This window comes from Muricoccus nepalensis (genome assembly GCF_006438825.1).
Classification (GTDB): domain Bacteria; phylum Pseudomonadota; class Alphaproteobacteria; order Acetobacterales; family Acetobacteraceae; genus Roseomonas; species Roseomonas nepalensis.
This window is the reverse complement of sequence record NZ_RCZP01000018.1, coordinates 37,036-58,265: the sequence shown is the minus strand read 5'-3', so window position 1 is coordinate 58,265 and position 21,230 is coordinate 37,036. Positions and strand designations below refer to the sequence as shown.

General features: G+C 68.4%; 35 protein-coding genes and 1 tRNA gene. 17 read left to right on the top strand and 19 right to left on the bottom strand.

Annotated elements, in window-relative coordinates:
- Nucleotides 1-39: 39 nt before the first annotated feature.
- The 17 genes from EAH89_RS17330 to EAH89_RS17265 all read right to left on the bottom strand — a co-directional run bounded on the left by EAH89_RS17330 (nt 40) and on the right by EAH89_RS17265 (nt 12,000).
- Entirely contained in the window at nt 40-2,217 is a 2,178-nt protein-coding gene (locus EAH89_RS17330; RefSeq protein ID WP_161993652.1) for a head maturation protease, ClpP-related, read from the bottom strand.
- Nucleotides 2,204-3,796 (bottom strand): phage portal protein, encoded by a 1,593-nt coding sequence (locus EAH89_RS17325; RefSeq protein WP_140884965.1) that lies wholly within the window; start codon nt 3,794-3,796, stop codon nt 2,204-2,206. Before EAH89_RS17325 ends, EAH89_RS17330 begins: the two co-directional genes overlap by 14 nt.
- Nucleotides 3,797-3,806: 10 nt before the next feature.
- Nucleotides 3,807-4,028, bottom strand: coding sequence for a hypothetical protein (locus EAH89_RS17320; RefSeq protein ID WP_140884964.1), 222 nt, complete (start codon nt 4,026-4,028; stop codon nt 3,807-3,809).
- A 3-nt stretch (nt 4,029-4,031) separates the two neighbouring features.
- Complete coding sequence (locus EAH89_RS17315; protein ID WP_161993651.1) at nt 4,032-6,101, bottom strand: terminase gpA endonuclease subunit; 2,070 nt, start codon at nt 6,099-6,101, stop codon at nt 4,032-4,034.
- 31 nt (nt 6,102-6,132) lie between these two features.
- Nucleotides 6,133-6,690, bottom strand: a complete 558-nt coding sequence (locus EAH89_RS17310) for a hypothetical protein (protein ID WP_140884962.1) — start codon at nt 6,688-6,690, stop codon at nt 6,133-6,135.
- A gap of 167 nt (nt 6,691-6,857) precedes the next feature.
- On the bottom strand, nt 6,858-7,475 hold the full coding sequence (locus tag EAH89_RS17305) for a hypothetical protein (protein WP_206667589.1): 618 nt from the start codon (nt 7,473-7,475) through the stop codon (nt 6,858-6,860).
- Nucleotides 7,472-8,098 (bottom strand): transcription termination/antitermination protein NusG, encoded by a 627-nt coding sequence (nusG, locus tag EAH89_RS17300; RefSeq protein WP_140884961.1) that lies wholly within the window; start codon nt 8,096-8,098, stop codon nt 7,472-7,474. The genes EAH89_RS17305 and nusG overlap by 4 nt, the downstream gene beginning before the upstream one ends.
- Nucleotides 8,098-8,280 (bottom strand): hypothetical protein, encoded by a 183-nt coding sequence (locus tag EAH89_RS17295; protein WP_140884960.1) that lies wholly within the window; start codon nt 8,278-8,280, stop codon nt 8,098-8,100. Before EAH89_RS17295 ends, nusG begins: the two co-directional genes overlap by 1 nt.
- Nucleotides 8,277-8,459 carry a hypothetical protein gene (locus tag EAH89_RS17290; RefSeq protein ID WP_161993650.1) on the bottom strand — a complete coding sequence of 61 codons (183 nt, stop codon included), beginning with the start codon at nt 8,457-8,459 and terminating at the stop codon, nt 8,277-8,279. Before EAH89_RS17290 ends, EAH89_RS17295 begins: the two co-directional genes overlap by 4 nt.
- A 193-nt stretch (nt 8,460-8,652) precedes the next feature.
- Entirely contained in the window at nt 8,653-9,906 is a 1,254-nt protein-coding gene (locus tag EAH89_RS17285; protein ID WP_161993649.1) for a helicase RepA family protein, read from the bottom strand.
- Entirely contained in the window at nt 9,896-10,363 is a 468-nt protein-coding gene (locus tag EAH89_RS31355; protein WP_161993648.1) for a hypothetical protein, read from the bottom strand. The genes EAH89_RS17285 and EAH89_RS31355 overlap by 11 nt, the downstream gene beginning before the upstream one ends.
- Nucleotides 10,364-10,394: 31 nt before the next feature.
- A complete protein-coding gene (locus EAH89_RS17280) occupies nt 10,395-10,763 on the bottom strand; it encodes a RusA family crossover junction endodeoxyribonuclease (protein ID WP_140884957.1) in 369 nt (122 codons plus the stop codon).
- 2 nt (nt 10,764-10,765) lie between these two features.
- Nucleotides 10,766-11,137 carry a GapR family DNA-binding domain-containing protein gene (locus EAH89_RS17275; protein ID WP_161993647.1) on the bottom strand — a complete coding sequence of 124 codons (372 nt, stop codon included), beginning with the start codon at nt 11,135-11,137 and terminating at the stop codon, nt 10,766-10,768.
- 29 nt (nt 11,138-11,166) lie between these two features.
- Entirely contained in the window at nt 11,167-11,385 is a 219-nt protein-coding gene (locus tag EAH89_RS17270) for a hypothetical protein (RefSeq protein WP_140884955.1), read from the bottom strand.
- Nucleotides 11,382-11,540, bottom strand: coding sequence for a hypothetical protein (locus EAH89_RS31350; protein WP_161993646.1), 159 nt, complete (start codon nt 11,538-11,540; stop codon nt 11,382-11,384). Before EAH89_RS31350 ends, EAH89_RS17270 begins: the two co-directional genes overlap by 4 nt.
- Nucleotides 11,537-11,710 carry a hypothetical protein gene (locus EAH89_RS31345; RefSeq protein ID WP_161993645.1) on the bottom strand — a complete coding sequence of 58 codons (174 nt, stop codon included), beginning with the start codon at nt 11,708-11,710 and terminating at the stop codon, nt 11,537-11,539. The genes EAH89_RS31350 and EAH89_RS31345 overlap by 4 nt, the downstream gene beginning before the upstream one ends.
- The gene (locus tag EAH89_RS17265) at nt 11,707-12,000 is read right to left on the bottom strand and encodes a hypothetical protein (protein ID WP_140884954.1); all 294 of its coding nucleotides are present in this window, start codon (nt 11,998-12,000) and stop codon (nt 11,707-11,709) included. The genes EAH89_RS31345 and EAH89_RS17265 overlap by 4 nt, the downstream gene beginning before the upstream one ends.
- Before the next feature lie 582 nt (nt 12,001-12,582).
- Between EAH89_RS17265 and EAH89_RS17260 the strand changes: the two genes are divergently transcribed.
- From EAH89_RS17260 to EAH89_RS17195, 17 genes are all read left to right on the top strand, one after another.
- On the top strand, nt 12,583-12,831 hold the full coding sequence (locus EAH89_RS17260) for a hypothetical protein (RefSeq protein ID WP_140884953.1): 249 nt from the start codon (nt 12,583-12,585) through the stop codon (nt 12,829-12,831).
- Between the two features lie 378 nt (nt 12,832-13,209).
- Complete coding sequence (locus EAH89_RS17250; protein ID WP_161993644.1) at nt 13,210-13,608, top strand: helix-turn-helix domain-containing protein; 399 nt, start codon at nt 13,210-13,212, stop codon at nt 13,606-13,608.
- A gap of 145 nt (nt 13,609-13,753) precedes the next feature.
- Complete coding sequence (locus EAH89_RS32205; protein WP_206667588.1) at nt 13,754-14,305, top strand: hypothetical protein; 552 nt, start codon at nt 13,754-13,756, stop codon at nt 14,303-14,305.
- Nucleotides 14,306-14,712: 407 nt separating this feature from the next.
- Nucleotides 14,713-15,231 (top strand): hypothetical protein, encoded by a 519-nt coding sequence (locus EAH89_RS17240; protein ID WP_140884950.1) that lies wholly within the window; start codon nt 14,713-14,715, stop codon nt 15,229-15,231.
- Nucleotides 15,231-15,458 (top strand): hypothetical protein, encoded by a 228-nt coding sequence (locus tag EAH89_RS17235; RefSeq protein WP_140884949.1) that lies wholly within the window; start codon nt 15,231-15,233, stop codon nt 15,456-15,458. Before EAH89_RS17240 ends, EAH89_RS17235 begins: the two co-directional genes overlap by 1 nt.
- Nucleotides 15,455-15,643 (top strand): hypothetical protein, encoded by a 189-nt coding sequence (locus EAH89_RS17230; protein ID WP_140884948.1) that lies wholly within the window; start codon nt 15,455-15,457, stop codon nt 15,641-15,643. The genes EAH89_RS17235 and EAH89_RS17230 overlap by 4 nt, the downstream gene beginning before the upstream one ends.
- Entirely contained in the window at nt 15,640-15,843 is a 204-nt protein-coding gene (locus EAH89_RS17225) for a hypothetical protein (RefSeq protein WP_140884947.1), read from the top strand. Before EAH89_RS17230 ends, EAH89_RS17225 begins: the two co-directional genes overlap by 4 nt.
- Nucleotides 15,843-16,001 carry a hypothetical protein gene (locus EAH89_RS31340; RefSeq protein ID WP_161993643.1) on the top strand — a complete coding sequence of 53 codons (159 nt, stop codon included), beginning with the start codon at nt 15,843-15,845 and terminating at the stop codon, nt 15,999-16,001. The genes EAH89_RS17225 and EAH89_RS31340 overlap by 1 nt, the downstream gene beginning before the upstream one ends.
- A 20-nt stretch (nt 16,002-16,021) precedes the next feature.
- Nucleotides 16,022-16,531, top strand: coding sequence for a hypothetical protein (locus tag EAH89_RS17220; RefSeq protein ID WP_140884946.1), 510 nt, complete (start codon nt 16,022-16,024; stop codon nt 16,529-16,531).
- Nucleotides 16,528-16,668: a hypothetical protein gene (locus tag EAH89_RS31335; protein WP_161993642.1), complete on the top strand. Its 141-nt coding sequence runs from the start codon at nt 16,528-16,530 to the stop codon at nt 16,666-16,668. The genes EAH89_RS17220 and EAH89_RS31335 overlap by 4 nt, the downstream gene beginning before the upstream one ends.
- Nucleotides 16,665-16,793: a hypothetical protein gene (locus EAH89_RS33125; RefSeq protein ID WP_277753852.1), complete on the top strand. Its 129-nt coding sequence runs from the start codon at nt 16,665-16,667 to the stop codon at nt 16,791-16,793. The genes EAH89_RS31335 and EAH89_RS33125 overlap by 4 nt, the downstream gene beginning before the upstream one ends.
- 1 nt (nt 16,794) lies before the next feature.
- Nucleotides 16,795-17,565 carry an ERF family protein gene (locus tag EAH89_RS17215; protein WP_140884945.1) on the top strand — a complete coding sequence of 257 codons (771 nt, stop codon included), beginning with the start codon at nt 16,795-16,797 and terminating at the stop codon, nt 17,563-17,565.
- Nucleotides 17,562-18,242, top strand: coding sequence for a lambda exonuclease family protein (locus tag EAH89_RS17210; RefSeq protein WP_140884944.1), 681 nt, complete (start codon nt 17,562-17,564; stop codon nt 18,240-18,242). The genes EAH89_RS17215 and EAH89_RS17210 overlap by 4 nt, the downstream gene beginning before the upstream one ends.
- The gene (locus EAH89_RS17205; protein ID WP_140884943.1) at nt 18,242-18,883 is read left to right on the top strand and encodes a 3'-5' exonuclease; all 642 of its coding nucleotides are present in this window, start codon (nt 18,242-18,244) and stop codon (nt 18,881-18,883) included. Before EAH89_RS17210 ends, EAH89_RS17205 begins: the two co-directional genes overlap by 1 nt.
- Nucleotides 18,876-19,007, top strand: a complete 132-nt coding sequence (locus EAH89_RS33120) for a hypothetical protein (protein WP_277753851.1) — start codon at nt 18,876-18,878, stop codon at nt 19,005-19,007. Before EAH89_RS17205 ends, EAH89_RS33120 begins: the two co-directional genes overlap by 8 nt.
- Nucleotides 19,000-19,272: a hypothetical protein gene (locus EAH89_RS17200; protein ID WP_140884942.1), complete on the top strand. Its 273-nt coding sequence runs from the start codon at nt 19,000-19,002 to the stop codon at nt 19,270-19,272. Before EAH89_RS33120 ends, EAH89_RS17200 begins: the two co-directional genes overlap by 8 nt.
- Before the next feature lie 5 nt (nt 19,273-19,277).
- Nucleotides 19,278-20,312 carry a tyrosine-type recombinase/integrase gene (locus tag EAH89_RS17195; protein WP_241667071.1) on the top strand — a complete coding sequence of 345 codons (1,035 nt, stop codon included), beginning with the start codon at nt 19,278-19,280 and terminating at the stop codon, nt 20,310-20,312.
- Between the two features lie 53 nt (nt 20,313-20,365).
- Here EAH89_RS17195 and EAH89_RS17190 read toward each other — a convergent pair.
- Together EAH89_RS17190 and EAH89_RS31330 are read right to left on the bottom strand one after the other, a co-directional pair.
- A tRNA-Glu gene (locus EAH89_RS17190) sits at nt 20,366-20,441 on the bottom strand.
- Nucleotides 20,442-20,510: 69 nt separating this feature from the next.
- A complete protein-coding gene (locus EAH89_RS31330; RefSeq protein ID WP_161993641.1) occupies nt 20,511-21,152 on the bottom strand; it encodes a hypothetical protein in 642 nt (213 codons plus the stop codon).
- Nucleotides 21,153-21,230 lie beyond the last annotated feature (78 nt).

The window sequence follows — 21,230 nt, the reverse complement described above, 5'->3', positions numbered from 1 at the left end:
CGCTACCGTCATTAGGGTTTCAGGGGGTGCGGAGGCCGACTAAGCCGGGCCAGGATTGTAGTAGACGCCGTTCCAGTCGATCGGCGCTGCCTCGTAGTCGAGGCTCACCCGCACCTTCAAACCGAAGGTGTCGAAGCTGGCCTCAGTGACCACTTCGGGGTCCTCGCGACCGTTCAGCACCGAGACAGCAATGATCGGGTGGACGTCGGGATCTGCCATCAGCGCCCAGGCGTTCTCCGGGAAGCTGGGCTCGTAGACGATCTCGTAGGCGCCGTTGAAGACGTTGTCAGTGTTGTCGGCGAGCTTGAGGCTCGCCATCAGCTTCTGCGCTTCGAAGCGGCGCCCCGTGCCCACCACCAGGTAGCGCGCAGCGAGGCCGAGAGGCTTGCCGGCAACGGCCGCCTGGCTGGCCAGGGCATTCGCTGCGGCAATCAGGCTCGCCTCGGTGATGGCGCTGCCGGAGGCGGCAAGGTTGTTGTGGGCAGCGCTGAGGAAGGGCTGCCCGTCCGTCATGTTGTAGGCCGAGGTGGTGCCCAGCTGGAAGACGCGCCACACGCGGGCGGACAGGCTGCGCGCCGCCATGGCGCCGTAGGTCGCACCGTCCGCGGTGAACTGCGTCAGGTCGTTGTTGATGATCGCCTGCCGCGAGAAGGCGAAGCCCTTCGCAAAGGTCTTCAGGCCGAGGCGGCCGAGCGCACGCTGGATCGCGCCGTAGCGGATCTCCTCGTGCTCCAGCACCTCCTCCAGGTCCGGAGCATCGAAGGCGCCGGCAACATCACGCTGGCGGAAGTTGTCGAAGGAGTAGACGCGGCCTATCTTGCGCCACTCCTGGGACACGCGCTGGGCGTTGTCGATGACAATGGCCTCGATCGACTGCCCGAGCAGCACGCCGAAGTCGCCGCTGGTCTGCATGCCCACGGTACCGGAGGCGAAGACCTCGCGGTAGAGCTGGGCGGTCGGCAAGCGGGCGCGCTTGCCGGTGCGGGCCTCGTAGAAGTCGGCCGCCATGTCCTGCAGGCTCAACCCAGCCATCGGACCGGCTGCGGCGATGATCTCGGGCTTCTTCACGCCGCCGCGCTTCGCGATGGCAGCCACACTGGCGCGGTCGGTGTCGGCACTGGAAGCCGTCGGCACGCCGACGATCCCGGGGCGCTGCGCCTGCTGCCCTGCCAGAGCGTCCAGGGCGGCGTCACGGGCAGTGGCCTCGGTCGCCTTGGCGACCAACTGAGCAACGACCCAATCGGAGCCGAGCTTTGCGCGAGCTGCAATGCCCTGCAGCTGCTCGAGGGTGGCCGGCTGGGGGCCGGTGACAACGGCGGGCGCGGGGGTCGTACCGCCCGGCGCGGTGGTCGTGGCGGTGCCCGACATGGTGGTCTCCTGCTGGGGAGCCGGCGCGGCCGGCTGGGTGGAAGGGGTGGTGGGGGTGGACTGGGGAGCCGCACTGGCCATTGCGCGAACGGCGGCCGGGGCGTGGGCGAAGGAGTTGAGGAGCACTCGGGCGCGGGGGGTGATCCGTGCGGAAGCATCCGGGAGCGGATCGCCTCCCTCGTCCGGGTTTTCCGGCGCGGGATCCGCGGATGGCGCGGGTGAGGCCGCTGCTTCGACGCGATCGGCAAACCCCTCGGTCACCGCCTCCTCCGCGGTCATCCAGGTCTCCGCCGACATGAGCGTCAGCACCTCGTCCGACGTCTTGCCGGTGCGGGCCGCGTAGAGGCCGGCCATCGTGGCGTCGATCTTTTCCAGGATGGCAATCGTCGCCGCGTGGGCCTGCTTGTCGCCCATGGTCATGCCAGCGCTGTTGTGGATCATCATGAAGGAAGCCGGGGCCATAAAGACCTCGTCCCCTGCCATGGCGATGAAGGAGGCGGACGAGGCCGCCACACTCTCCACCACCACCTGCTTGAGGCCCGGATAGCGAGCCAGCAGGTTGAAGATGGCGAAGCCCTCGAAGGCGCTGCCGCCGGGAGAAGAGATGCGGATGACCAAGTCGCGCTCGCCGGCGGCGTTCAGCACGTCCAGCACCCCCTGAGCGGTCACCTCCCAGCCGATCTCGCCCATGATGAGGACCTCGACGGGGCCATCATCGGCGGCTCGGAACTTCGGCGCCATTGCCCGCTCGGAGAGCGGCGAGACCGCAACGATGGCCGTGGCCGCGTCCTCAGAACCGTGCTTGCGGAGGTAGGCGGCGACCGAGGCGGCCGGACTAATCTTGGGCATCGGACGGTATCTCTCCGGGACGAGGGATCGCAGCGCCAGTTGCGGCGATCTCCACGGCTGCGTTCTGCTGCGGGCTCTGCGCACCGCCGCTGTTGGTGATCCGGCGCGGATCGCTGTCGAGGATGATCCCGAGATCGTCATGCAGCTTGTTTGCCGCGGCGATCTCCTCGGCCTGGCGCCGCGGGTCGTACCCCATGGACGTCACCGCCTGCTGCCAGGTCTCGAGGCCGGACCGGACGGAGGCTACGAGCGCGGGGATCTCGCGCGTCGGGTCCACCATCTCGGCACGCGGTGGCGCCCACTCGACCGGATATCCCCCTGCCCGCTCAGGCAACGCACCGAACAGGATAGCCGCCTGGATGAAGGCTTCCCAAATCGGCTGGCACATCATCGGGATGTGCATGAGCCACTGGTCCTGCTCGACGTCCTTGCGGAACTCGATCTTCCCAGCCCGAAGGCTGCTGTAGTTCGCCTGCCGGAGGTCACCGGTGAGCTGGTCGTAGGTGACGCGGAAGCCGCTTGCGATCGCCATCAGCTCGTGCAGGGCGAAGGGCTCGAAAGGACCCGGGCCAGAGGGCTGCAGGAACTTGACGTCGCTGCCGATCGGCAGGTTTGCGACCATGCCAGGCCAGAGATCGGCCGGAATAGCACGGTCCGCCACATCCGTTGGCGGGGCCTCTGATCCGATATCCATTTCCATCGGGTTCGCCGTCGTTGTGAAAACACCGAGTAGCGCCTGCACCTTGGCCTGCTCGAGCGTGGCCTCCTCGAATTCCTCCAGTCGTCGAAGCCGCAACAGGATGGTTGCCGCATCTGGCACACCGCGGACCTGGCCGGGGCGCTGGGCATGGGCGCGTACCAGGTGGATCATCTCCGCCACTGGCACCGTGTCGAAGCGTGGTCCGACCGCCGTGTAGTACGCGAAACCGGTTTCCCCGGGATGCTGCCGGAGCAGGCGGTAACCCGTGCGGCGTCCCTGGGCGTCGAAGACAACACCATCCACCACCCGACCCGGCTCTGGCGTTGCCGGGGCGAAGATCGGAGCCACGTCGTCCAGCAGGTCAGGCTCGATGATCTCCAGCTGTAGCGGCACAGCCAGGCCGTCTTGCCGCGCCCGATTGGGGGGCATCCGGACCATGCGGATGAGTGCCTCTCCGGCTTCCACCCGGGTGCGCGCGGCTAGTGCCTGAAGGCCGTAAATGTCCAAGCGCCCATGCAGGTCCGCCTTCGTGCCCCAACGCTCCCAAAGCGCGAGGACCTTGGCGTCGAGCTCCAGGTCGCCAGTCTTGCTTCGCGGCGAAATACCGTAGCCTATCTCATGGGCTACCCGGATCTGAACTGCCCGAGCTCCATAGGAGCCGTCGCGAATGACCTCCCGCGAGCGGCGCCGCAGGTACCGGAGGGCAGGTCCGACCTCAGCATTCGGCCCACGCGCCGAGGCCATCCAGTCCTTCCCTCGGGGCGCTGGCTGCCCCGCCGCGTAGGCCCGCACCACCCGCTCGGTCAGCGCTCGGGCGCGCACGCGCTCCAGTCCGCGTTGGGGCGAGACAGCCGACACCACGCGGTCAAGCCAGTTCATCGACCGGGACTCAGAGGCGGCGCATGCCGACGCGGGTGAAGAACATGCGGGTCACGGCCGGAGCTCCCTGCAGTGCGCCGAGCTCCGCCTCCAGCGCGGCCAGGGTCTTCGGATCGTTCGTATTGTCCCAGCGGGTAGTCATGTCGCCCGCGCTGACGAGAGACACGCCGCTGACCATGCGGGCGCGGACCCGAGCCAGGTCCGCTTCGATCTCCTGCACGGTGCGCGGCATGGCCTATCTCCTGAAGAAGCCCTTGTCCGGCCGATTGAAGTAGCCCGGCCTCGGTGACGGCTTTGTCGGCGCCGGCACAGCCCGGGGCGCCGTCGGCATCCCGGCGACTGTCACCTCGCCCGGCAGTCCGACGAGAGCGTTAGTGTCCCAAGGCGCTGCCCAGCCGGGCGGATGATCCCAGTCAATACGACCCATGCCATGCAGGCGCGCCAGGACATGGGAGCCGACCATCGTGTCGCCCGCCTCGTTGCGCGCGCCTGCGGCTGCCTTCTGCCAGGCACCCGTCGGCTTTCGACGTTCGGCAACAAGCTGCTCGAACCAGCTGTGCGGCGGGCCGGCCTGATCCTTCAGGCCGTCTGGGAAGTGGACGAACCAAGCACCCGGCTCAGCCCGCTCCAGCTGCGCGGCCAAGTCGTCCTTGAACAGGTTCGGGTTGAAGCGAGCGACCGGCACCTGCCCGCGGGCTACCCCGCTCGCTTTCCGATCCTTCCGCACGTCCTCTGGATAGACCACCTGAAGCCGGGCCGCGTTCCTCCCCGGCGCACCCTGCGTCGGCAGAACATCCCAGGCGTCCCGGCCGTCCGCCTTCCCTAGCAGCCGCACTTTGCCGGCCGCGCGCCACCGCATCCAGGCCTCGTAGGCCCGCGACGTAACGCCGGCCGAGCCGCCCAGGTCCATGCCTACTGCTCGGGGCCGCATGAAGCGGCCAGAGCCGTCAGCCAGGGGAAGCGGACGGCGGAGCGCCTCCAGCAGCGCATCCCAGCTCGCTGGGTCCGTCGCGGTCTCGGCGGTCATGCGCTCCGTCCCGAGCACCCAACTCTCGCCGGCAACGCCCCAGCCGCGGCGGATTAACTCGAAGCGGTTAGCCTGCACGTCGGCCCAAGCGGTGATGAAGCGCACCCCGTCCGGCACCTGGTTCAACGTGAGGCCCGCCTCCGCCCGGTCGGCCACCGTGGCCGCGTCGACGCTTCCCACTCGGCGGGTCGGTACGAAGGGGAAGCCCCACTGCTTCACCACAACCTGCCGGAGCGTCTTCTCGTCGCCGAGCCGCTCCATCTCGCGCTCGGCCGAAACCCGCGCGCGGGCGAGGCCTCCGATGCCGCCCAGGATGAAGGGGCTCATGACCCCCACGATCCACGCGCCATAGGTGGAGTGGCGGCGCGGCGTACCGGTCACCCGGCCGTCCTCATCGATGTCCTCGCCGAGTCCTACCCACCGGCCGGCCGCGTTCATGGCCCGGCGCTCGCGGTCCTCGATCAGACCCCCGCAGGTGGGGCAGGCCAGCCGGGTCGCGTCCTGCACCTCGTCCAAGGGCGCGTCGGTTGGGTAGTCCAGCGCCATGAACCGCGACGCCCCCGGGTTGGGGCTACTGTGCGCGCCGCAGCGCGGGCAAGGCCACCACCAGGTGCCGCGGGTGCTGTCCGCGTAAACGGCCATGATGCCGCGCTTCCAGCCGGCCGGGGACATGCCCACCGCCAAGTCGGGGTGCGACATCATCAGCAGGCAGCTGTCTTCGCCGAAGACCTGACGCCGAATGTCCAGCACCGGCTTCGCCTCGCCCAGCTCGGAGAGGTCGTAGTTATCGACCTCGTCAGCCACAATCCGCGGGGCATTCTTGTTGATGAGCGTGTTCTTGCCGAAGGACAGGAACTCGGCCTGCATCACCCCAAAATTCTTGAAGGCCAAGCTGTCGTCAGAAGCGTCGGATCCGATGCGGCCGGCCATCCGCGGATGCGCCCTAATCATGGGCTCGATGCGCTTCTTGACGTACGCCTCAACCCCCGGCTTCGTCTGCATGTACCAGAGAAAGCTGGCCGGATCGGCCTCGACCGTCAGCTGCAGCCAGTTCTCGGCCACCGTCGTCTTGGCGCACTGGCCGGGGCCCGGGATGACCACCGTCGTGTACTCGCCAGAGGTCAGCGCGTCGGACGGCCCCTGGAGGTAGGGCACCCGGGATAGGTCGAAGGGCCTGGCCTCCTCCCCAATCCCGTCCGTCAGCATGCGGTTGCGAGCCGCATAGTCGGAGAGAGCCAGGCGCTCCGGTGGGATCAGCGCCGAGAACGCGTCCAGCACCAGCGCGGTTGAGTCCGCGAAAGGCCCTGGGTCATTCATCAGCGTCGGGAAGCCCCGTCTGCGCCAGGCCGGCGACGAAGGCTCGGAGCTCATCCTCGATAAGGGCGCGCAGGGTGCGCTGCTGGTCCCGCGTCAGGCCTAGCGTCTCGCCTGCCTTCGCAACCAGAGGGCCGGTCAGCCCCCGTCGCAGACCTGTGAGACCACGTGCCAAGGCTACGCGCATCTCAGCGGCAACCAGGAGGCCCCCAGCTTCGGCGGCCATGTCACGCTCCATGCGCAGGACACGCAGGGCCATGAACTTCTGATTCGGCGATAGCTCGCCGTCCGGCCGCGGCAGGTCATCTGCCAAGCGGGCCAGTGCCGCCTCGGCGTCGAACTCCCAGCTGTCGCCGTTACCGTCGCCGCGGCGCAGCACCGGAAAGTGCGGGTCTCGCGCAATCCGCTCATCCAACGTGGTGCGCGAAATGCCGGCCTCGCGGCAGAGGTCCCGCTTGTTCAAGATCCGCGGCTGCGGCTCTGCGGGGGGCAGCTGAGGCGGCGACGAACGGCGCTGGCGCTTCGGCGCCTCAGCCGCGAGCGCGGCGCTCATCGGTCACCTCAATGTTGTTGTCCAGGGCTTTTAAAATCGGACGCTATCGACAGCCGCGGCGCGAAATACCCGCGGAAGCTCGGTTTGGCAGGAAGGACCCATGAACGTTCGCTGCACTGCACAATGCTGCATATCGGCAACACGTACCTTCGCTGCATTGCGGCGAGCTACCTTCGGGCGGTCGCGAGCGCTTTGGTAACCGCCTCGCGGAAGGCTGGCGCCAGATTGGCTTTGATGACCTGCACCGCCCGGGCGCGGAAGCCGAAGCGCGGCTCGTACTTGGTCTGATCCTCAAAGCCGATGAGCAGCTTGGGAGCCACCCTAGCGCCCTGCCGGCCTTTCGGTCTGGCTGGACGTTGCCAGATGCCCCCTACCCCGCCGATCTGCCCAACTAAGACGTCCTTGCGGCCCTTCATGCGCGACAGCGCGTTGCGCGGCAGATTGCCGTAGACGTTCTTCGCGGCGCCGACGGGCATGACGATGGCGCGCTTGGCCGGCTTGCGGACACCACCGGTCTCCTCGATGGCGAGGTAGCCGGCCTGGATGGGACGAACGAAGACGGCTGCGGTTGGCTCGGCCTTGGTGGCTGGTTGGACCGCAATGCCACGGGCGGTGAACGGCGTGGGCTTGTCGAAGACGGAAGGCAGCGCCGCCTGCTCCGCAAGCTGCGCCCTCTTGACCACGGTGGTCAGGGCCAGCGCGGTCACGAAAGGCAGCTGCTTGACGGCATCACCGAGCATGCGGCGTGCCGAGGCAACGTCGGCGATGGCTGAGACCTGGATCATGGCGCCACCAGGCGCACGTCTTCGCTCAGCATCTCGACATCCACCTCGCGACCGAACATCCGCAAGCGGAGGCCTACCTTCGCAGCGTCAGCCCACTGCACGTAGGGCGTGAAGCCGGCGTAGGGGCCGCGCTGGATCTGAACCTTATCGCCCGACGAGTACTCAGCGACCGGCCCGGTCGTTGGTGCGAGGGCCGCCTCGACATGGTCCAGGATCTTCTCGACCGTACCCCGCCGAGCTGGTGCCGGCCGATCACCGTTCAGGAAGAGGCGGTGCACGCCCCTGGTGTGCATCAGGCGCCGCCAAGGGGCGGTCTCGGGGTCGAAGGCGGCGAAGAGGTAGCGCGGCACCAGAGGCGCGGCCACGAAGCGACGTCCGCGGTAGAAGATCCCTGAGGGGACGAAGATGGTGAAGTTCTGCTCGCGGGCTTCGCGGGCGGCTAGGCGCTCCGCACCGAGGTGGCTCTGAAGGCAGAACCAGCGGGGGCCACTATGGCTACCGCACTCGAGGTGCATATCTGCACCCGAGTGGCTGTCGACGGCGAGCTTTAGCGCCTCGCGCCGAGCCGCGTCAAGAAGCTGTGCGCGGGTCGGGGGGAAGGGGCCAGAGCGGATGCGGGCCATCAAGCGCTCCTACGCAGCGTCACACGCGACACGCCAGCCACCCGCAGCAGCCCCATGACCGGCCAGTCTCGGAAAGCCTTCAGGCTGGCCTCCAGCTCCTCCTGGGAGGTGATGAGGGAGGTGGTGCTCGCGACGGGCCCGTCCTTCGAGGGCCGGGTGACATGGATGACCCAGCCTGTCATGCGCCCTGCTCCAGGTCGCCCTGCCTCATTTTGCGGGCCTCGGTCACAGTCGCCTTCTCGGTGGTGGCCTCAATGCGCCCATCGATGATGAGAGCAACGCGGCCGCCGGTTCCGAAGGGCTGTACGATGGCACCCTGCTCGAGCAGCTCGGCGATGCGAGCGATGCGGGAGAGGTCCATCATTCCACCCTCAAAATGCGCCGTTCGTGCGCCGATCTCCGCGCCGTTCTCCCCTCGGGGCGGCAGGCTGCGCCGTTGAGTTTCGCCGTTCCCCCCGGCCCTAAAGGGCCGGAGGAACGGCGCAACGGCGCAAGCCGCCCCTCGGTGGCCTCAAGTGCGCCGTTCGTGCGCCGTTCGGCGCGCCGTTCCGACTTCATAATGTCGGCCTCTTCGCGTCATTCACGACCACACAGGACAGGCTCTTGCGCTGGATCGGATCCTTGTAGGTGTCGGTCTCGAGCAGCCGGTTGGACGTCCAAGCCTTGATGACCTTGGTGGCCTGCTCCTCGGTCATCCCGTGCTGGCGCATGAGAACGCAGCCAGCCCACCGCCCCGCATCAACCGCACCACCGGCCTTGCTGGCCGTGAACTGCTGGCCCCGGCCAGGCCCCTCCGCGATCAGGTCCAGCACAGCATTGCAGTCCTGGGGTGAGAGGTCCTTCAGGAGGGCGGGAGGCTCCCATGCCGCCAGCGCCTGGACGTCGTCACCCTCGGGGTATTCCGGAGTGCCGTTCCCTAGGTTGACGTTGGCGAGCTCGAACCAGCGGGCTTTCTCAGACGGTGGAGCGATGCTGGCGCGCCCCTCGTCCAGTCGGACGTACCGCCGACGCTGGCCCTCCGGGATGCCGAAGCCGGAGGCCTCATCCGGCGTCATAGCCGTCAGCGTAAAGGCAGCTCGGGCGGCGCTGGTCAGAGCGACTGCGCCACGGGCGCTCTCGATGTCCCCGGCCACGGCGCCCTTGCGGGTGTGATGAATCAGGAGAACGGCGCACCCCGCCTCGTTAGCGATCTCGGCCCAGGCCCGGGCCGCAGCGTTGATGTGAGGGTTGCTGTTCTCTTCCAGCTCGTGGCTGTTGACGAAGGGGTCGACCACGATGAGGCCAGCGCCAGTCCGGCGGACCTCCTCGATCACAGCCTGCTTGTCCGGATAGACAATCGTGACCCCGTCAACGTCGAGAGAGGCCAGAACCAGCCGCCGCTCCCGGCCATGGGCAGCGTGCACCCAGCCGCGCAGTTCCCGATCAATGTTCACGCCGTGGTGGAGACAGAAGGCGGCGATGCGCCGGTCGAACTCGTCTTCGGGATCCTCGAGGTTGCAGTAGATCACCGGGGACCGAACGTGGACCCAGTCGCCGATCGTGCCGCGCCCGCGCGCAATGGAGCATCCGACCCCGAAAGCCCATGAGGTCTTACCGACGCCGCCGGGCGCGACGGTCACTGTGATGACGCCCTTCGCCAGGATCTTCCCGTATATCCACTGCCGAGGCGGGATAGAGGCGGGATCGCGCAGGCTCGCTGGGCGCACCCTGAAGGGCAAGGGGTCGGGCTCGACCCGGATGCCAGGCGCTGGCTGGCCAGTCATCTTCGCCCGCATCCCCGCGTAGCTGCTCAGGAAGTCATCGGGCATTGCGGCGGCGCCTCGCGGGCTGGCGGCGCAGCCACCAGGCCACCTCCTCGTTGATGATCGCGCGCACCTCATGGCCCAGCAGCGGGGGCGTGCGGCCGCGGCGCGTATCGGCCCCGTGCGCAAGGTTCTCTTCATCGGCGCGCCGCACGATGACGTCGGGCTCGGCCCACTCCATGATGAGGCCGCCCACCGCCTTCCGGATGGCGCGCTCCGCCTTGCTCCGCGCCAGCTCCCACCGTAGGGCCGCATCATTGACGGCCCAGGCGCAGTCCAGCCGCAGCTGCGTGTTAGCGACCTCCTCGGCCTCCGGGTAACCGCGCGCCACGCACAGGCGCCGAAGACCTCGCCACCCGTCCTCGCGCTCGATCGCCCCAACGGCAACGAGGAAGCCGTAGGACGAGGCGAGAGCCTCGAAATCAGGCGGCCGGTTGCTCACCGCGGACACCTCGCCGGCCATCCCGGATTGTCGTTGGCGGCGCGCAGCGGAATCACGACGCCCAGAGCTCCACGAGAAGGTGCCCCGGCTCGCGGGAAAGGTCGCGGCGCACGGTGATCAGCTCGCACGCCAGGTCGTTCTTCACGACGCCGGCGAGCTGGAGGAGGTCCTCGGTCGCCTTGATGTTGTTGGAGAGGTCACGCTGGCGCTGCTTAGGCACGGTCAGCCGTAGGCGATAGGTCCCCTCGATGCGGTCGGCCGCCGATTGCTGCGCAACCGCCGCGGTGGCTGCCTCTCGCCAGCGGTTATACTCCGACGTGCGGACCCGCCGGGGCTTGCCGGCAATCGAAATCTCACGGAACAGCCGGTTCGCGCTCGGCGGCTCCGGCAGCACCAGGGTGATGTCCGCAGAGCCATCCATGGTCAGGCGTGCATCGAGGCGCGCGCGGCCTCGCCCAGAGGGGATGTGATGAAGTCGCCGAGGGCTCGCTCCATCAGCTCCAGTGCCGTCTCGGTCGCCTTGCGGGCGGCCCGCTGGGTATCGTCCTCGAAGTGGCGCTTCAGGAGGAGCGTCAGAGCCTTGCGGTCGAAGCCAGCGCCCTGCGCCTCGTCGAGCACGTCCTTCACGCCCTTGGCCGCATCCCGCCGCTGATCCTCCAGGACGATGGCGCGATCGAGGAACTGGCGTAGGTCGGCGTTAGCGCCCACCCGGTTCATCGCGTCGGTGACGTCGATCTCCTCGCCCCCGGCGATGGACACGCTCGTGCGAATACCATTGGAACCCCGACGGCCCATGGCTGATCTCCTTTGGCGGGTTGAGGCGCTCATGCGAGCAGGCACCAGTCGCAGCGCAGCCCGGGCTCGCGCGGGAAGAACTCGTCGCCGCAGACCTCACAGGCGAGCGGGCGAAGGAAGACGGCCCGGGTCTCGCTGCGATGCACGACGGTGAAGGGGGCGCCAGGAGCCTGGGCGGGGGTACCCGAGGGGGTGGCTCCTGGCGCAGCCGGGCGCGAGGGGGCGCCCAGCATCTTGAGGCCGCTCACGACGCCGTCTCGCGTTGCCGCACGACCCACTCCGCCACCTGGGCAAGCGGCGCGTCGGTGGCGGCGGCGATGTCGCGGCCGCTCTTGCCGCTGGCGAGCAGCTGCTGGGCCAGCTCGAGATCCTCGAAGCAGGAGAACGGGAACGGAGAGCTCACCGAAGCTTCTCCTGCTCGGCCTTCTCGGCCTGCTCGGTCAGCAGCCGGGCGAACCACTGGATCAGCTCGGCCTGGCGCGTCTTCTCCTTGGCCACCGCGCGAACCTCATCGGCCCACGCCAGCAGGGTGCGCACCTCGGCGCGAAGTTCCGACGGGGTCTTCCCTGTCATCGATGCGTCTCCAGTCGGGCGCGGATTTCCGCTGCTTCGTTGTCGAGAACCGCCAGACGCTGGCGGATGACTTCCAGTTCGGCCTCCCGGAGGCGATCCATCTCGTAGGCTTCGATGCGGCGCGCCCGCTCGTAGAGCATCTCGCGAGCACGGGAGGGCTTGGCGCCGATGACCTCGGCCGCGTGGAACAGGCCACGCTTGGTGCCGTGGACGCTGACAAAGGCCCGCACGATGCGGGCGGCCTCCGCCAAGTAGTGGGAGGACTCCGCCTGCGCGGCAGTGGCGGCCATCAATGGTCTCCATCCATGGTGTGGGCATGGACGTGACGATCACTGAACGGATGCAGCGTAGTGTGGGCGGGGGGTTGCAGCCCCTCGCCCTTCGCTGCCTGGACAGCCTCGACGGCCTGGGCGCGCGAGAGACCGGCGCGCCGGTACTTCAGATAAAGCGGACCGCACACCGCATAGACGCCGCGGGGCGTGTCAGGGCGCCAGGTGCGCGGCCGACGTGGCCCAAGATCGACGCCCTGCTTGCGAGCCTTGCTGATGGCGAGGCGGACCGCGGCATGGGAGGCGCCGACGCGCCGCGCGATCTCTGCCCCAGCCACGTCAGCGCGGTAGAGGGCGAAGGCCGCCTCATGGTCGAAGGTCCGGGGCCGACCCCTGCCCCGGCTCACCGCAGCACCGCCCAGGCGATGAGGCCGACGATGATCCAAAGCACCGCACTGAGCAGGAGGGTGAGCTGCAGGCCATGGAAGAAGGRGGGGGTGGGGGCGGGGCGCACGTCAGCCCCCCGGCTCGGCGGCCGGCGCGTTGCCGCACCGACTGCCGTCCTTCACCATGCTATTGCCGAGACCAGCATGGAGAAGCTGAATGGACAACGACGAGCTGCGGCAGCGTCTCGACGTTGCGCTCGGAGAGTCGTTGCTCGCGAGCGTGCTACTCAGCGGGCTAATCACGTCTCTCACGAAGAAGGGCGTTCTAACCGTCGAGGAGCAGAAGGACCTGCTGGATGGTCTTCTAATTGTCCTGGAGCGGACACGCGGCAGCGCGCAACCGATCGATCGCCCAGCCATCGACCACGCTCGAGTTCGTGTCGAAGGTCTGCTGAAAGCGCTTTGAGCCACCGGCCCCGTCGTCGAGGAATGAAGTTTCGACCCCAGAGTGCGGGTCGGCCGCCCCTTCTGATCCAGCAGCGCGCGCATCAGGCGGCCACCTCGGTCGAGGGGACCGTGACCTCTGGTGCGCCACAAACAGGCGCCGGCTTGAACATCTCCGCGAGGTCAGGCCGCAAAGCGGCGGCGGCGATCCCGGTAGTCTCAACAACCGCAGGAAGGTGCCGGGCTGGCACCTCCTTCCACATGCACACCGCAGCACGAGACAAGCCGAGGGCAGCCGCCACCCGAGCCATGGCACCACGGCGTGATCGAAGAAGGGCCATTCCAGTCATGATCTATGCTTAGCGTCCCTGAGCAGGACAGCGCAAGAACTTTGCTCAGTGTGAGTGAGCGTCAGTCCTGGCACGTTCGCGGTATGGAGCTAAGCGATCTGATCCGCAGCGAGCGGACCAAGAAGGGCTGGACTCAGCGAGCCCTAGCCAAGGCTCTTGGGCTCAGCGCGGGTGCCATCGCCCAGTGGGAACTAGGCTCCACGAAGCCTTCCCCGGCCAATCTCATAGACCTCTGCAACCTGTTCGGACTCTCCGCCGCCAGCTTCTTCGCACCGGGCGCCGCCTACCACGGGCACATTGTGCAAGACCCCGAGGAGATGACCCTGGTGACGCACTGGCGGCGGCTCCGACCTCCTGAGAGAGACTTGTTTCTGCGGATGCTGAAAGGGGCAGGCACCGCCGTCGACGGTCACGATGATGGTCCGAAGCCGGCGCGGGAACGCAATTAGCTGTGTCCCTGAACCGACCTCGCTCATTGATTAGACCTCCGCGAATCATTCCTGGCCGGGGTAAGCCTGACAGAAACAGAACGGGAACATCAAGGGTTGCATTCCTATATTTTGAGACGCGGGCGTGACTTGCGAGCACCCCTGAATGGGTAATGTCGATCTAGCCATCACATGCGTCGTTCTGATTGTGCTCGTTATTGTAAGCTACGGAGCGGCCTACCTTGTCCACCGAAGTGGAGGCTCTCTAGATAGGAAGTTCTATCAAAGTCAGGCCAAGGCACATGCTGTCACCTTTACTATGTTCCTTGGGGTCAATACCCTAATATGGGGGTCTAGCATAATCAGCATCGCCATAGCGGCAGCTACCTACCTGATGGGGTTGGCGGTTGTTGCTGTCATGACGATCCTCTTCCTAAGGCCAAACCCAGGACAGGCGTTGGTCGAAGCTGTCGATCCCCCGCCAAGGTCAGTCAGGCTCGAGCAAACGAAGTTGCTGGCCAATGCGTTGGATCGTGCAAGCACGGCCTGTTTCACAGTGGGTGTCGCAACTCCTCTAGCGGGGTACCTATATAGGATCGCCAGCGTGTATGACCGGGTCGAGACAGCCGAGCTGGTGCTTCTGCTTACGGCCTGGCTGACGGCGTGTGGTATCTTTCACCTTCTAGCGCGGCGGGTTTTGAGGGGAGTGGCAGAATGAGTTCCTTGTTCATCCTGGCGCTGGTCACGCCTCTTGCAGCTGCCGCTCTGGGCTGGTTGGCGGTGGTGCTTCACGAACGATCGTCGCGGGCGTCGGCGGAGGCTCGCAAAACGGCAAGTTAGCGCCGAGTAAGCATCGTCGCTGGCCAACCCCGCCCGCTTCGGCCGGCGGGGTTTTTCGTGCCCGGTCTGCTCAGCGTCGCTTAGCAGAATTCACTTGCAACACGATCTTGCTTAGCGATACTGAGCGGATTCCGCAGGCATCCCGCCGCGGCCGAGGGAACCACAATGGATCGCCCCGACACTCACGACCTCCCCTCGCCGCTTGAGACGGTACTGGGCGGCCTGCTGTTCGCTGGCTGCGTGCTGGTGCTCGTCTTCGCCTTTTTCGCACTCGGCGCCTGAGCCATGGCCTGGATCGACATCCTTCCGAACGCTCGTGGCGGCCGCATCACCGGCGCTGGCCCTCGCATCACGGTGGGCCGCCGCGTCCACAAGAATGGCTCCTCCAGCATGGTGGTCGGCATCAGCGGCCCGCTACTCGCCGAGCTGAGCTGGCCGCAGGTCGGCAAGCTGCGCGTCCAGCACGACCCGGAGACGGGTAAGCTGCGGCTCTCGGCAGGCGGCGAGGTGAAGACCCGCAGCACGGGCGCGAAGGCCACGGGTGCCTCTCTCGCCTTCAGCTGGGCGCTGAGCTCCGACGCCAAGCGCGCTGAGGTCGCCCCGCACGTCATCGAGGACGGAGCCCTGATCGTCACCCTGCCCGCCTGGGCCGCTCCGCAGCGGTCAGGCATGGCAGGCGCTCAGGCCGCGCGAGACGCTGCCCTGGCGAAGCTGGGCACGCCGCCCTCCACTCCTCGTGCGCCGTACCTTCCCATCTCTGACCGCGTGAAGGATCCGGCCGCCCTCGGCGGGAGGCGGGGCTGATGCTCACCCTTCTCCCCACCTGGGAGCCCGTGGCGCCCGTCCGCCCGGTGCCGTCACGCGAGCAGGCCGTCTGGCTCGCTGCGCTGGCCGCCGAGCAGGCCGCGCTGAGTGCCGCCCACGCCCACGAGCTCCGCTCCGAGGGCAAGCCGCGCGCCGCCGCCTTGGCCGACGCCGATGCCGAGCTCGCCCGCGGCACCGTCGACATGCTGCAGGAGCTGGCGTCTTGAACGCCGCCCCTCGCTTCCCCTCCGCGCTCCCCTCCCCCGAGCAGCTCCGCGACTGGGCCGCCGGCGAGCGCACGATCTTCGAGGCGGTCCAGGCCGAGCGCGATGAGCGCGACCGCGGCCTGGACATGCTCGGCCGTGGGCGCCGCCGGCGTCGCGCCGAACGGCTGGTGGGAGAGGGCGCATGAGCGACCTTTTCCCTGAGGCCCTGCCGGACCTCGCCGCTCAGGTGAAGGAGGTCCGCCGCGAGATCGCACAGCGCGAGCGGGCGTACCCCCGCTTCGTCTCCAACGGGATGCTCAGCCAGGCCGCTGCCGACCGGCAGATGACCGTGATGCGCGCCGTCCTCCACACCCTCACCGACCTGCAGAACCAAGGAGGCACGTGATGGCCGTCGTCATCTGGACGGGCTTTGTGGCCATGTCCTGCCTCAGCATCGCCTTCGACCTAGTCGAGCCCCGCGCCGAGGTCGGGCGCCTTGCCTGCGCCACCCTGGCCATCATCCTCTGCTGGGTCGCGCCTCGCGTGACGGGATGGCCCCTGTGACGACTGGGTGCACATGGACCATGGTGCGGGGCTGCCTGCGCTGCGTCGACGGTGTCAGCCGCAACATCCCGCGCGACGACTGCCGGGTGACCGGCAAGGGGTATGCGACCCCCGACGACCTGTGGGGTTCCCTGCCCCGTGCGCCCATTGGCCCTGTCGCTGCGGCGCCCGCGCCCGGGCTGTACGCTATGCCGGAGGGCGGCTGGGTGTATGGCTTGCCCGGTGACTACCCAGGCGCGCCGGGCAGCTTCGGTGGGTTCTACGGCGGCGCGGTTTGGGTGCACGACGCGCACACCGGTGAGTGGGTCGAGCACGACGCGCCGACGCCGTTGCCGGTGGGCTTTACGCCCCTTCTCAGCGGACCCCGGCTGGAGGTGCCCGTCCCGATCGGCCACGGCACGCCAATGCCCGGCATGGTTCAGCCTCCGCCGGAGGTGCCCGTCCCGGTTCCCGAGCCCGCAGCCGCTGCCGTGTTTGGCTTGGCGCTGGCTGTCTTCATCGTCGTTCTGGCACGGAGGAGCCGCACATGATGTGGGCGACGTCCATCACCCTTGCTTGGCTTGCTTGGGGAACCATCAAGCCGCCGTACAAGAACAACGTCGCGGAGATCTTGATGGGCGCTTGGCTGCTCGCCTGCGCCTACGCCATCTGGGACCGCATTCCATGATCCCGCCGAACAACCTGACCTGGGGCGAGATAACACTGGCCGCCATCTTCGCCTTGCTCAGCAGCGCCACCCTGCTCGGCGTGGTGTTCTTCGCCGCGGTCATTCTCGGCGTGGTGGGTGTCTGACATGGGCGAGGTGACCACCACGAAGGACCAGCTGCCGGCAACGACCGAGCAGCCGTCCATGCTCAACTTCATCGCCACGGCGCTGGAGCGGCCGGAGATCGACGCCGACAAGCTGGACAAGCTCCTGCAGATGCAGGAGCGCGTCATGGACCGGGACGCGAAGATGCAGTTCACCGCGGCCAAGCATGCCGTCCAGGCCCAGGCGCCTCGCGTCAAGCGGAACGGCACGATCGACCTGGGCGAGGACAAGACGACGCGGCAGAAGCGCGGCTCCATTCCCTTCGCCACCTTCGAGGACGTCGATGCCGTCCTTCGGCCCCTGATGAGGGAGCACGGGCTGAGCGTGTCCTTCAGCATGAAGCCGCGGGAGGGCGGACTCATGGTGGTGGCGGAGCTGTCGCACGCTGCCGGTCACTCGGAAACCTACGAGTTCCCCATCATCTCCGATGGCGGGCCAGGCCGGAACGCGCTGCAGGCCATCGGCTCCGGCTTCTCCTACGGCAAGCGGTACGCGCTGGAGGGTATCTTCAACATCGTCCGCGAGAGGGCGGATGACGATGGCAAGGCCGGCGGCCAGCGCTTGATCACCGACCAGCAGAAGGACGAGATCGTCGGCCTGCTGCAGGAGACCGGGACTGACGTGCGCCGCTTCCTCGACACCCTCGGTGGCGTGGCGACGGTCGACGACATGGACCAAGCGGTCTTCCCCGTGGCGCTCAACCTGCTGCACCAGAAGCGGGCGGCCGCAGCACGCAAGGGTGGCGCTTCATGATCGAGCACACCGTCCAACAGGGCACGGCCGAGTGGCTCAAGCTGCGCCTCGGCGTCGTCACCGCCAGCGAGGTCCACTGCATCATCACGCCGAAGACGGGGGACCTCTCCGCCTCCGCGCCGGCCTACGCCTACCGGCTGCTGGCCGAGAAGCTGCTGGGTGAGCCCCTGCAGAGCCTGGAGGGGCTGGAGTGGGTCGAGCGCGGCAAGGAGCTCGAGCCCGACGCCGTGCGAGCCTACGAGTTCCTCCAGGAGGTCGAGACGCGGCAGGTCGGCTTCATCACCACCGACGATGGGCGGATCGGCGCCTCGCCGGACCGCCTGTGGGTGGGCAAGGCCTGGGGCGTGGAGATCAAGTGTCCGGCCCCTCAGACGCACATCGGCTACCTCGTGGACGGCTGGCATCTGAAATACCGGCCGCAGGTCATGATGCAGATGCTGGTGGGCGAGCTGGAGGGGGTGGACCGGTACTCCTACCACCCGAGGATGCCGCCCGCCCTAGAGCGCACGCCGCGCGACGAGCGGTACATCGGCAAGCTGCAGGCGGCGCTGGATGGCTTCCTGGAGATGCTGGACGCCATGGAGGCCAGGGCGCGCGCCTCCGGGCACTTCGAGGAGCGGAAGCAGCTGCAGACGGTCGCAGAGGCGGCCTATGCCGACCGGCTGGAGGAAGCCTGATGGCCATCCTGTTTTACGACACCGAAACCACCGGCCTGCCCGACCGGCACCTCCCACTCAACCACCCGAAGCAGCCGCACCTGGTGCAGCTCGCCTGCCTTCTCACGGACGATGACGGGACCGAGCGGGCCTCCCTGAGCATTGTGGTCAATCCTGGCGTCCTCATCCCGCCGGAGGTCTCGGCCATCCACGGCATCACGGACGCGATCGCGGACCAGTTCGGCGTCGCCAGCAACACGGCCGTCGCCATGTTCGACCGTCTGGCCGAGCGAGCCAGCCTGATCGTCGCCCACAACATCCGGTTCGATTGGGCGCTGATGGAGACCGCCTGGGCGCGCCTGCCGAAGCCGAGGAGCCTGGAGGAGGCGCATGGAGCTCGCCGGCGGGTCTGCACGATGGAGGAGGCCTGCCCCATCGTGAACCTGCCGCCGACCGAGCGCATGCGGGCGGTCGGCATGAACCGGCCGAAGTCGCCTAAGCTGGAGGAGTGCATCCAGCACTTCTTCGGAGAGCGGCTGGACGGGGCCCACGACGCCCTGGTCGACGTTCGGGCCTGCGCGCGGGTGTTCTTCCATATCCGGACTCTGCGCGATGGTGCCGGTGCCCAGCGCCACCTGACGCGGGAGGGCGCCGATGCCTGACGTCCAGTTCGCCTCGGCGCATGTGAAGGCGACCCTCCGCGAGGGCGCACCGGCGGCCGAGCTCCGCGAGCTGCTCGCCTGGATCCAGCAGCGGCTCGCCAAGATGGAGGGGCGCAATGCCTGATGGCGGCCACTCCTTCACCCCGCGCGGCTTCACGGCCGCAGGGGCTGCCTATTACGTGGGGATGGGTGAGGCCGGCTGGCTGGCCGAGGTGAAGGCCGGCAAGGCACCCCAGCCGGTCTACCCGACGCCCCGTCGCCCGGTTTGGGCGAGGGAAGACCTCGACCTGTTCATGGACGTGCTGACCGGCCGGGCCGCTGCGGTGGATTGGCTGGACCCCCGGAGCTACCGGCGGCAGGCTCCGGCGGAGACAGCCCAGGGGTGGTGACCGCCATGCAGGTCCGGGTGCGCTACGTCCGCGCCTACCGCGACAACCGCGGCAAGGAGCGCATCTACTATCGCCGCCCCGGCCAGCCCCAGGTGAAGCTCCGCGGGCCGCTCGGCTCCCCGGCGTTCCTGGAGGACTACAACCGGGCCCATGCCGCGTCGCAGCCGCCCACCCTCCGGGCACCGCTCTCGGGCAGCCTGGAGGCCCTGTCGCTGCTGTGGTTGGCGTCGCCGAAGTTCCAGGCGATGGCCCCATCCACCCAAGCCGTGCAGCGCCGCATCCTCGATCGGCTGCGGAAGGAGCACGGCCACCGAATTGTGCGGGACGCAACGGAGCGGGATGTCCGCCGGCTGGTGCAGGAGCGGCAGGACACGCCGGCCGCCGCCAACCATGTCCTCCGCCTCCTGCGCGGCTTGTTCGCCCATGCCGTCAAGGAGAACTGGCGGACCGACAATCCAGCCAAGGGAGTGGAGCGGCTGGCCGAGCGGCAGAAGGGCCACCCCGACTGGCCGGACGAGGAGATCGCCCGCTACCGCGCTCACTGGCCAGTCGGCAGCAAGCCCCGCCTCGCCTTCGAGCTGCTAATCCAGACCGCTCAGCGGAAGGGTGACGTGATCGGCCTTGGCCGTCAGCATCTCCGTTCAGGAGGCACCCTCCTGCGCTTCCGGCAGGAGAAGACCGGCACCGACATGACGCTGCCGGTCACGCCCGACCTGGCGGCCTGCCTGTCCCTCCTGCCAGACGGGCAGATGGTCTTCCTGCTGACCGAGGCCGGCGCGGCCTACTCGCGCAACGGCTTCTACAACTCGTTCCGCGATTGGTGCGACGAGGCCGGTATCCCGAAGGGGTACTCCCCGCACGGCCTCCGCAAGGCGCGCGCCCGACTGCTGGCCGAGGACGGCGCAACGGCGCACGAGATCGGCGCCTGGACCGGCCACAAGACACTCGCCGAAGTGGAGCGATACACTCGCGCGGCCGACCAGGAGCGCATGGCCCACGCGGCTCTTGCAAAGGCGAAACCGAGAACGGGAAATGGCTAGCCGATCCCAGGAATTGGCTAGCAGCCAGCAAAATCAGAGCTTTGAGGGGGATGTGGCGTCCCGTACGGGATTCGAACCCGTGTTGCAGCCTTGAAAGGGCCGCGTCCTAGGCCTCTAGACGAACGGGACAGGCCGGACCGCGCCGAAGCGGCGCGCGTGCCGTGACTACAATGCCAAGGTGCCCCCGTCCAGCACCCGTCACAGGGCCAGCGGCGCGTCCGGCGGAACCAGCGGGCTGCGCGGCGACGGCACCGAGGCCGGGGCGGCTGGCCCCTCGCCGGGGTGCGCCCCAGGGGACGCCGAAGGGCCGGCCGGCGGCGGGTCGGCCCGGACCGGGGCCTCCACGACCGAGGGCGCCTGCCCCGGCGGGCGGGGGGCGGCCGGGTCGGGCACCGTGTAGTCCGGCACGATCCGCGCCTGCGCGCCCGCGATCACGAGCACCTTCTGCCCGATCGGCAGCGGCGGCACGTCGCGCTGGGTGACGTTGACCAGCTCGCCGTTCGTCCGGCGCACAATGTACTCGGTGCCGCGGTTGTCGTTCACCGCGCGTTCGGTCGCGGTGCCCAGCAACCCGCCGATGAGGCCGCCCCCCACCCCGGCCAGGGCCGAGGTCAGGTTGCTGCCCGCGGCCGCGCCGCCGACGATCCCGCCCGCCGCGGCGCCCACCGCGGCGCCCGTCGCGCCGTCGGCCGAGATCGCCACCTCCCGCGCGCCGATGATCACGCCCTGCTGCACCGGGTTCACCTGCTGCACGGCCCGCGTGGCGTAGGTGTCGGCTGAGTAGGTGTTGCCGCAGCCGGCCAGCAGCAGCAGGGGGAGAAGAAATCGGCCTGAGGGCATGGGCACTCCGCGATGGGCCAGGGCGGTGTCTCGGGGCGGCGTGCCGGGCGCGGGGCACCGGGCCCCGCCCGTCCAGGG

What these genes read in the sequence shown, in the direction of transcription:
- EAH89_RS31355 (WP_161993648.1), bottom strand. Translation starts at nt 10,363, where the DNA reads ATGGCCGGCGAGGTGTCCGCGGTGAGCAACCGGCCGCCTGATTTCGAG.
- EAH89_RS17265 (WP_140884954.1), bottom strand. Translation starts at nt 12,000, where the DNA reads ATGGCCGCCACTGCCGCGCAGGCGGAGTCCTCCCACTACTTGGCGGAG.
- EAH89_RS17240 (WP_140884950.1), top strand. Translation starts at nt 14,713, where the DNA reads ATGGCCTGGATCGACATCCTTCCGAACGCTCGTGGCGGCCGCATCACC.
- EAH89_RS17220 (WP_140884946.1), top strand. Translation starts at nt 16,022, where the DNA reads ATGGTGCGGGGCTGCCTGCGCTGCGTCGACGGTGTCAGCCGCAACATC.
- EAH89_RS17200 (WP_140884942.1), top strand. Translation starts at nt 19,000, where the DNA reads ATGCCTGATGGCGGCCACTCCTTCACCCCGCGCGGCTTCACGGCCGCA.
- EAH89_RS17280 (WP_140884957.1), bottom strand. Translation starts at nt 10,763, where the DNA reads ATGGATGGCTCTGCGGACATCACCCTGGTGCTGCCGGAGCCGCCGAGC.
- EAH89_RS31335 (WP_161993642.1), top strand. Translation starts at nt 16,528, where the DNA reads ATGATGTGGGCGACGTCCATCACCCTTGCTTGGCTTGCTTGGGGAACC.
- EAH89_RS17225 (WP_140884947.1), top strand. Translation starts at nt 15,640, where the DNA reads ATGAGCGACCTTTTCCCTGAGGCCCTGCCGGACCTCGCCGCTCAGGTG.
- EAH89_RS17320 (WP_140884964.1), bottom strand. Translation starts at nt 4,028, where the DNA reads ATGCCGCGCACCGTGCAGGAGATCGAAGCGGACCTGGCTCGGGTCCGC.
- EAH89_RS31330 (WP_161993641.1), bottom strand. Translation starts at nt 21,152, where the DNA reads ATGCCCTCAGGCCGATTTCTTCTCCCCCTGCTGCTGCTGGCCGGCTGC.
- EAH89_RS17295 (WP_140884960.1), bottom strand. Translation starts at nt 8,280, where the DNA reads ATGACAGGCTGGGTCATCCATGTCACCCGGCCCTCGAAGGACGGGCCC.
- EAH89_RS17210 (WP_140884944.1), top strand. Translation starts at nt 17,562, where the DNA reads ATGATCGAGCACACCGTCCAACAGGGCACGGCCGAGTGGCTCAAGCTG.
- EAH89_RS17290 (WP_161993650.1), bottom strand. Translation starts at nt 8,459, where the DNA reads ATGGACCTCTCCCGCATCGCTCGCATCGCCGAGCTGCTCGAGCAGGGT.
- EAH89_RS31340 (WP_161993643.1), top strand. Translation starts at nt 15,843, where the DNA reads ATGGCCGTCGTCATCTGGACGGGCTTTGTGGCCATGTCCTGCCTCAGC.
- EAH89_RS17305 (WP_206667589.1), bottom strand. Translation starts at nt 7,475, where the DNA reads ATGATCCAGGTCTCAGCCATCGCCGACGTTGCCTCGGCACGCCGCATG.
- EAH89_RS33125 (WP_277753852.1), top strand. Translation starts at nt 16,665, where the DNA reads ATGATCCCGCCGAACAACCTGACCTGGGGCGAGATAACACTGGCCGCC.
- nusG (WP_140884961.1), bottom strand. Translation starts at nt 8,098, where the DNA reads ATGGCCCGCATCCGCTCTGGCCCCTTCCCCCCGACCCGCGCACAGCTT.
- EAH89_RS17330 (WP_161993652.1), bottom strand. Translation starts at nt 2,217, where the DNA reads ATGCCCAAGATTAGTCCGGCCGCCTCGGTCGCCGCCTACCTCCGCAAG.
- EAH89_RS17215 (WP_140884945.1), top strand. Translation starts at nt 16,795, where the DNA reads ATGGGCGAGGTGACCACCACGAAGGACCAGCTGCCGGCAACGACCGAG.
- EAH89_RS32205 (WP_206667588.1), top strand. Translation starts at nt 13,754, where the DNA reads ATGGGTAATGTCGATCTAGCCATCACATGCGTCGTTCTGATTGTGCTC.
- EAH89_RS17195 (WP_241667071.1), top strand. Translation starts at nt 19,278, where the DNA reads ATGCAGGTCCGGGTGCGCTACGTCCGCGCCTACCGCGACAACCGCGGC.
- EAH89_RS17310 (WP_140884962.1), bottom strand. Translation starts at nt 6,690, where the DNA reads ATGAGCGCCGCGCTCGCGGCTGAGGCGCCGAAGCGCCAGCGCCGTTCG.
- EAH89_RS17325 (WP_140884965.1), bottom strand. Translation starts at nt 3,796, where the DNA reads ATGAACTGGCTTGACCGCGTGGTGTCGGCTGTCTCGCCCCAACGCGGA.
- EAH89_RS17235 (WP_140884949.1), top strand. Translation starts at nt 15,231, where the DNA reads ATGCTCACCCTTCTCCCCACCTGGGAGCCCGTGGCGCCCGTCCGCCCG.
- EAH89_RS17260 (WP_140884953.1), top strand. Translation starts at nt 12,583, where the DNA reads ATGGACAACGACGAGCTGCGGCAGCGTCTCGACGTTGCGCTCGGAGAG.
- EAH89_RS17275 (WP_161993647.1), bottom strand. Translation starts at nt 11,137, where the DNA reads ATGGGCCGTCGGGGTTCCAATGGTATTCGCACGAGCGTGTCCATCGCC.
- EAH89_RS31345 (WP_161993645.1), bottom strand. Translation starts at nt 11,710, where the DNA reads ATGACAGGGAAGACCCCGTCGGAACTTCGCGCCGAGGTGCGCACCCTG.
- EAH89_RS17285 (WP_161993649.1), bottom strand. Translation starts at nt 9,906, where the DNA reads ATGCCCGATGACTTCCTGAGCAGCTACGCGGGGATGCGGGCGAAGATG.
- EAH89_RS17205 (WP_140884943.1), top strand. Translation starts at nt 18,242, where the DNA reads ATGGCCATCCTGTTTTACGACACCGAAACCACCGGCCTGCCCGACCGG.
- EAH89_RS33120 (WP_277753851.1), top strand. Translation starts at nt 18,876, where the DNA reads ATGCCTGACGTCCAGTTCGCCTCGGCGCATGTGAAGGCGACCCTCCGC.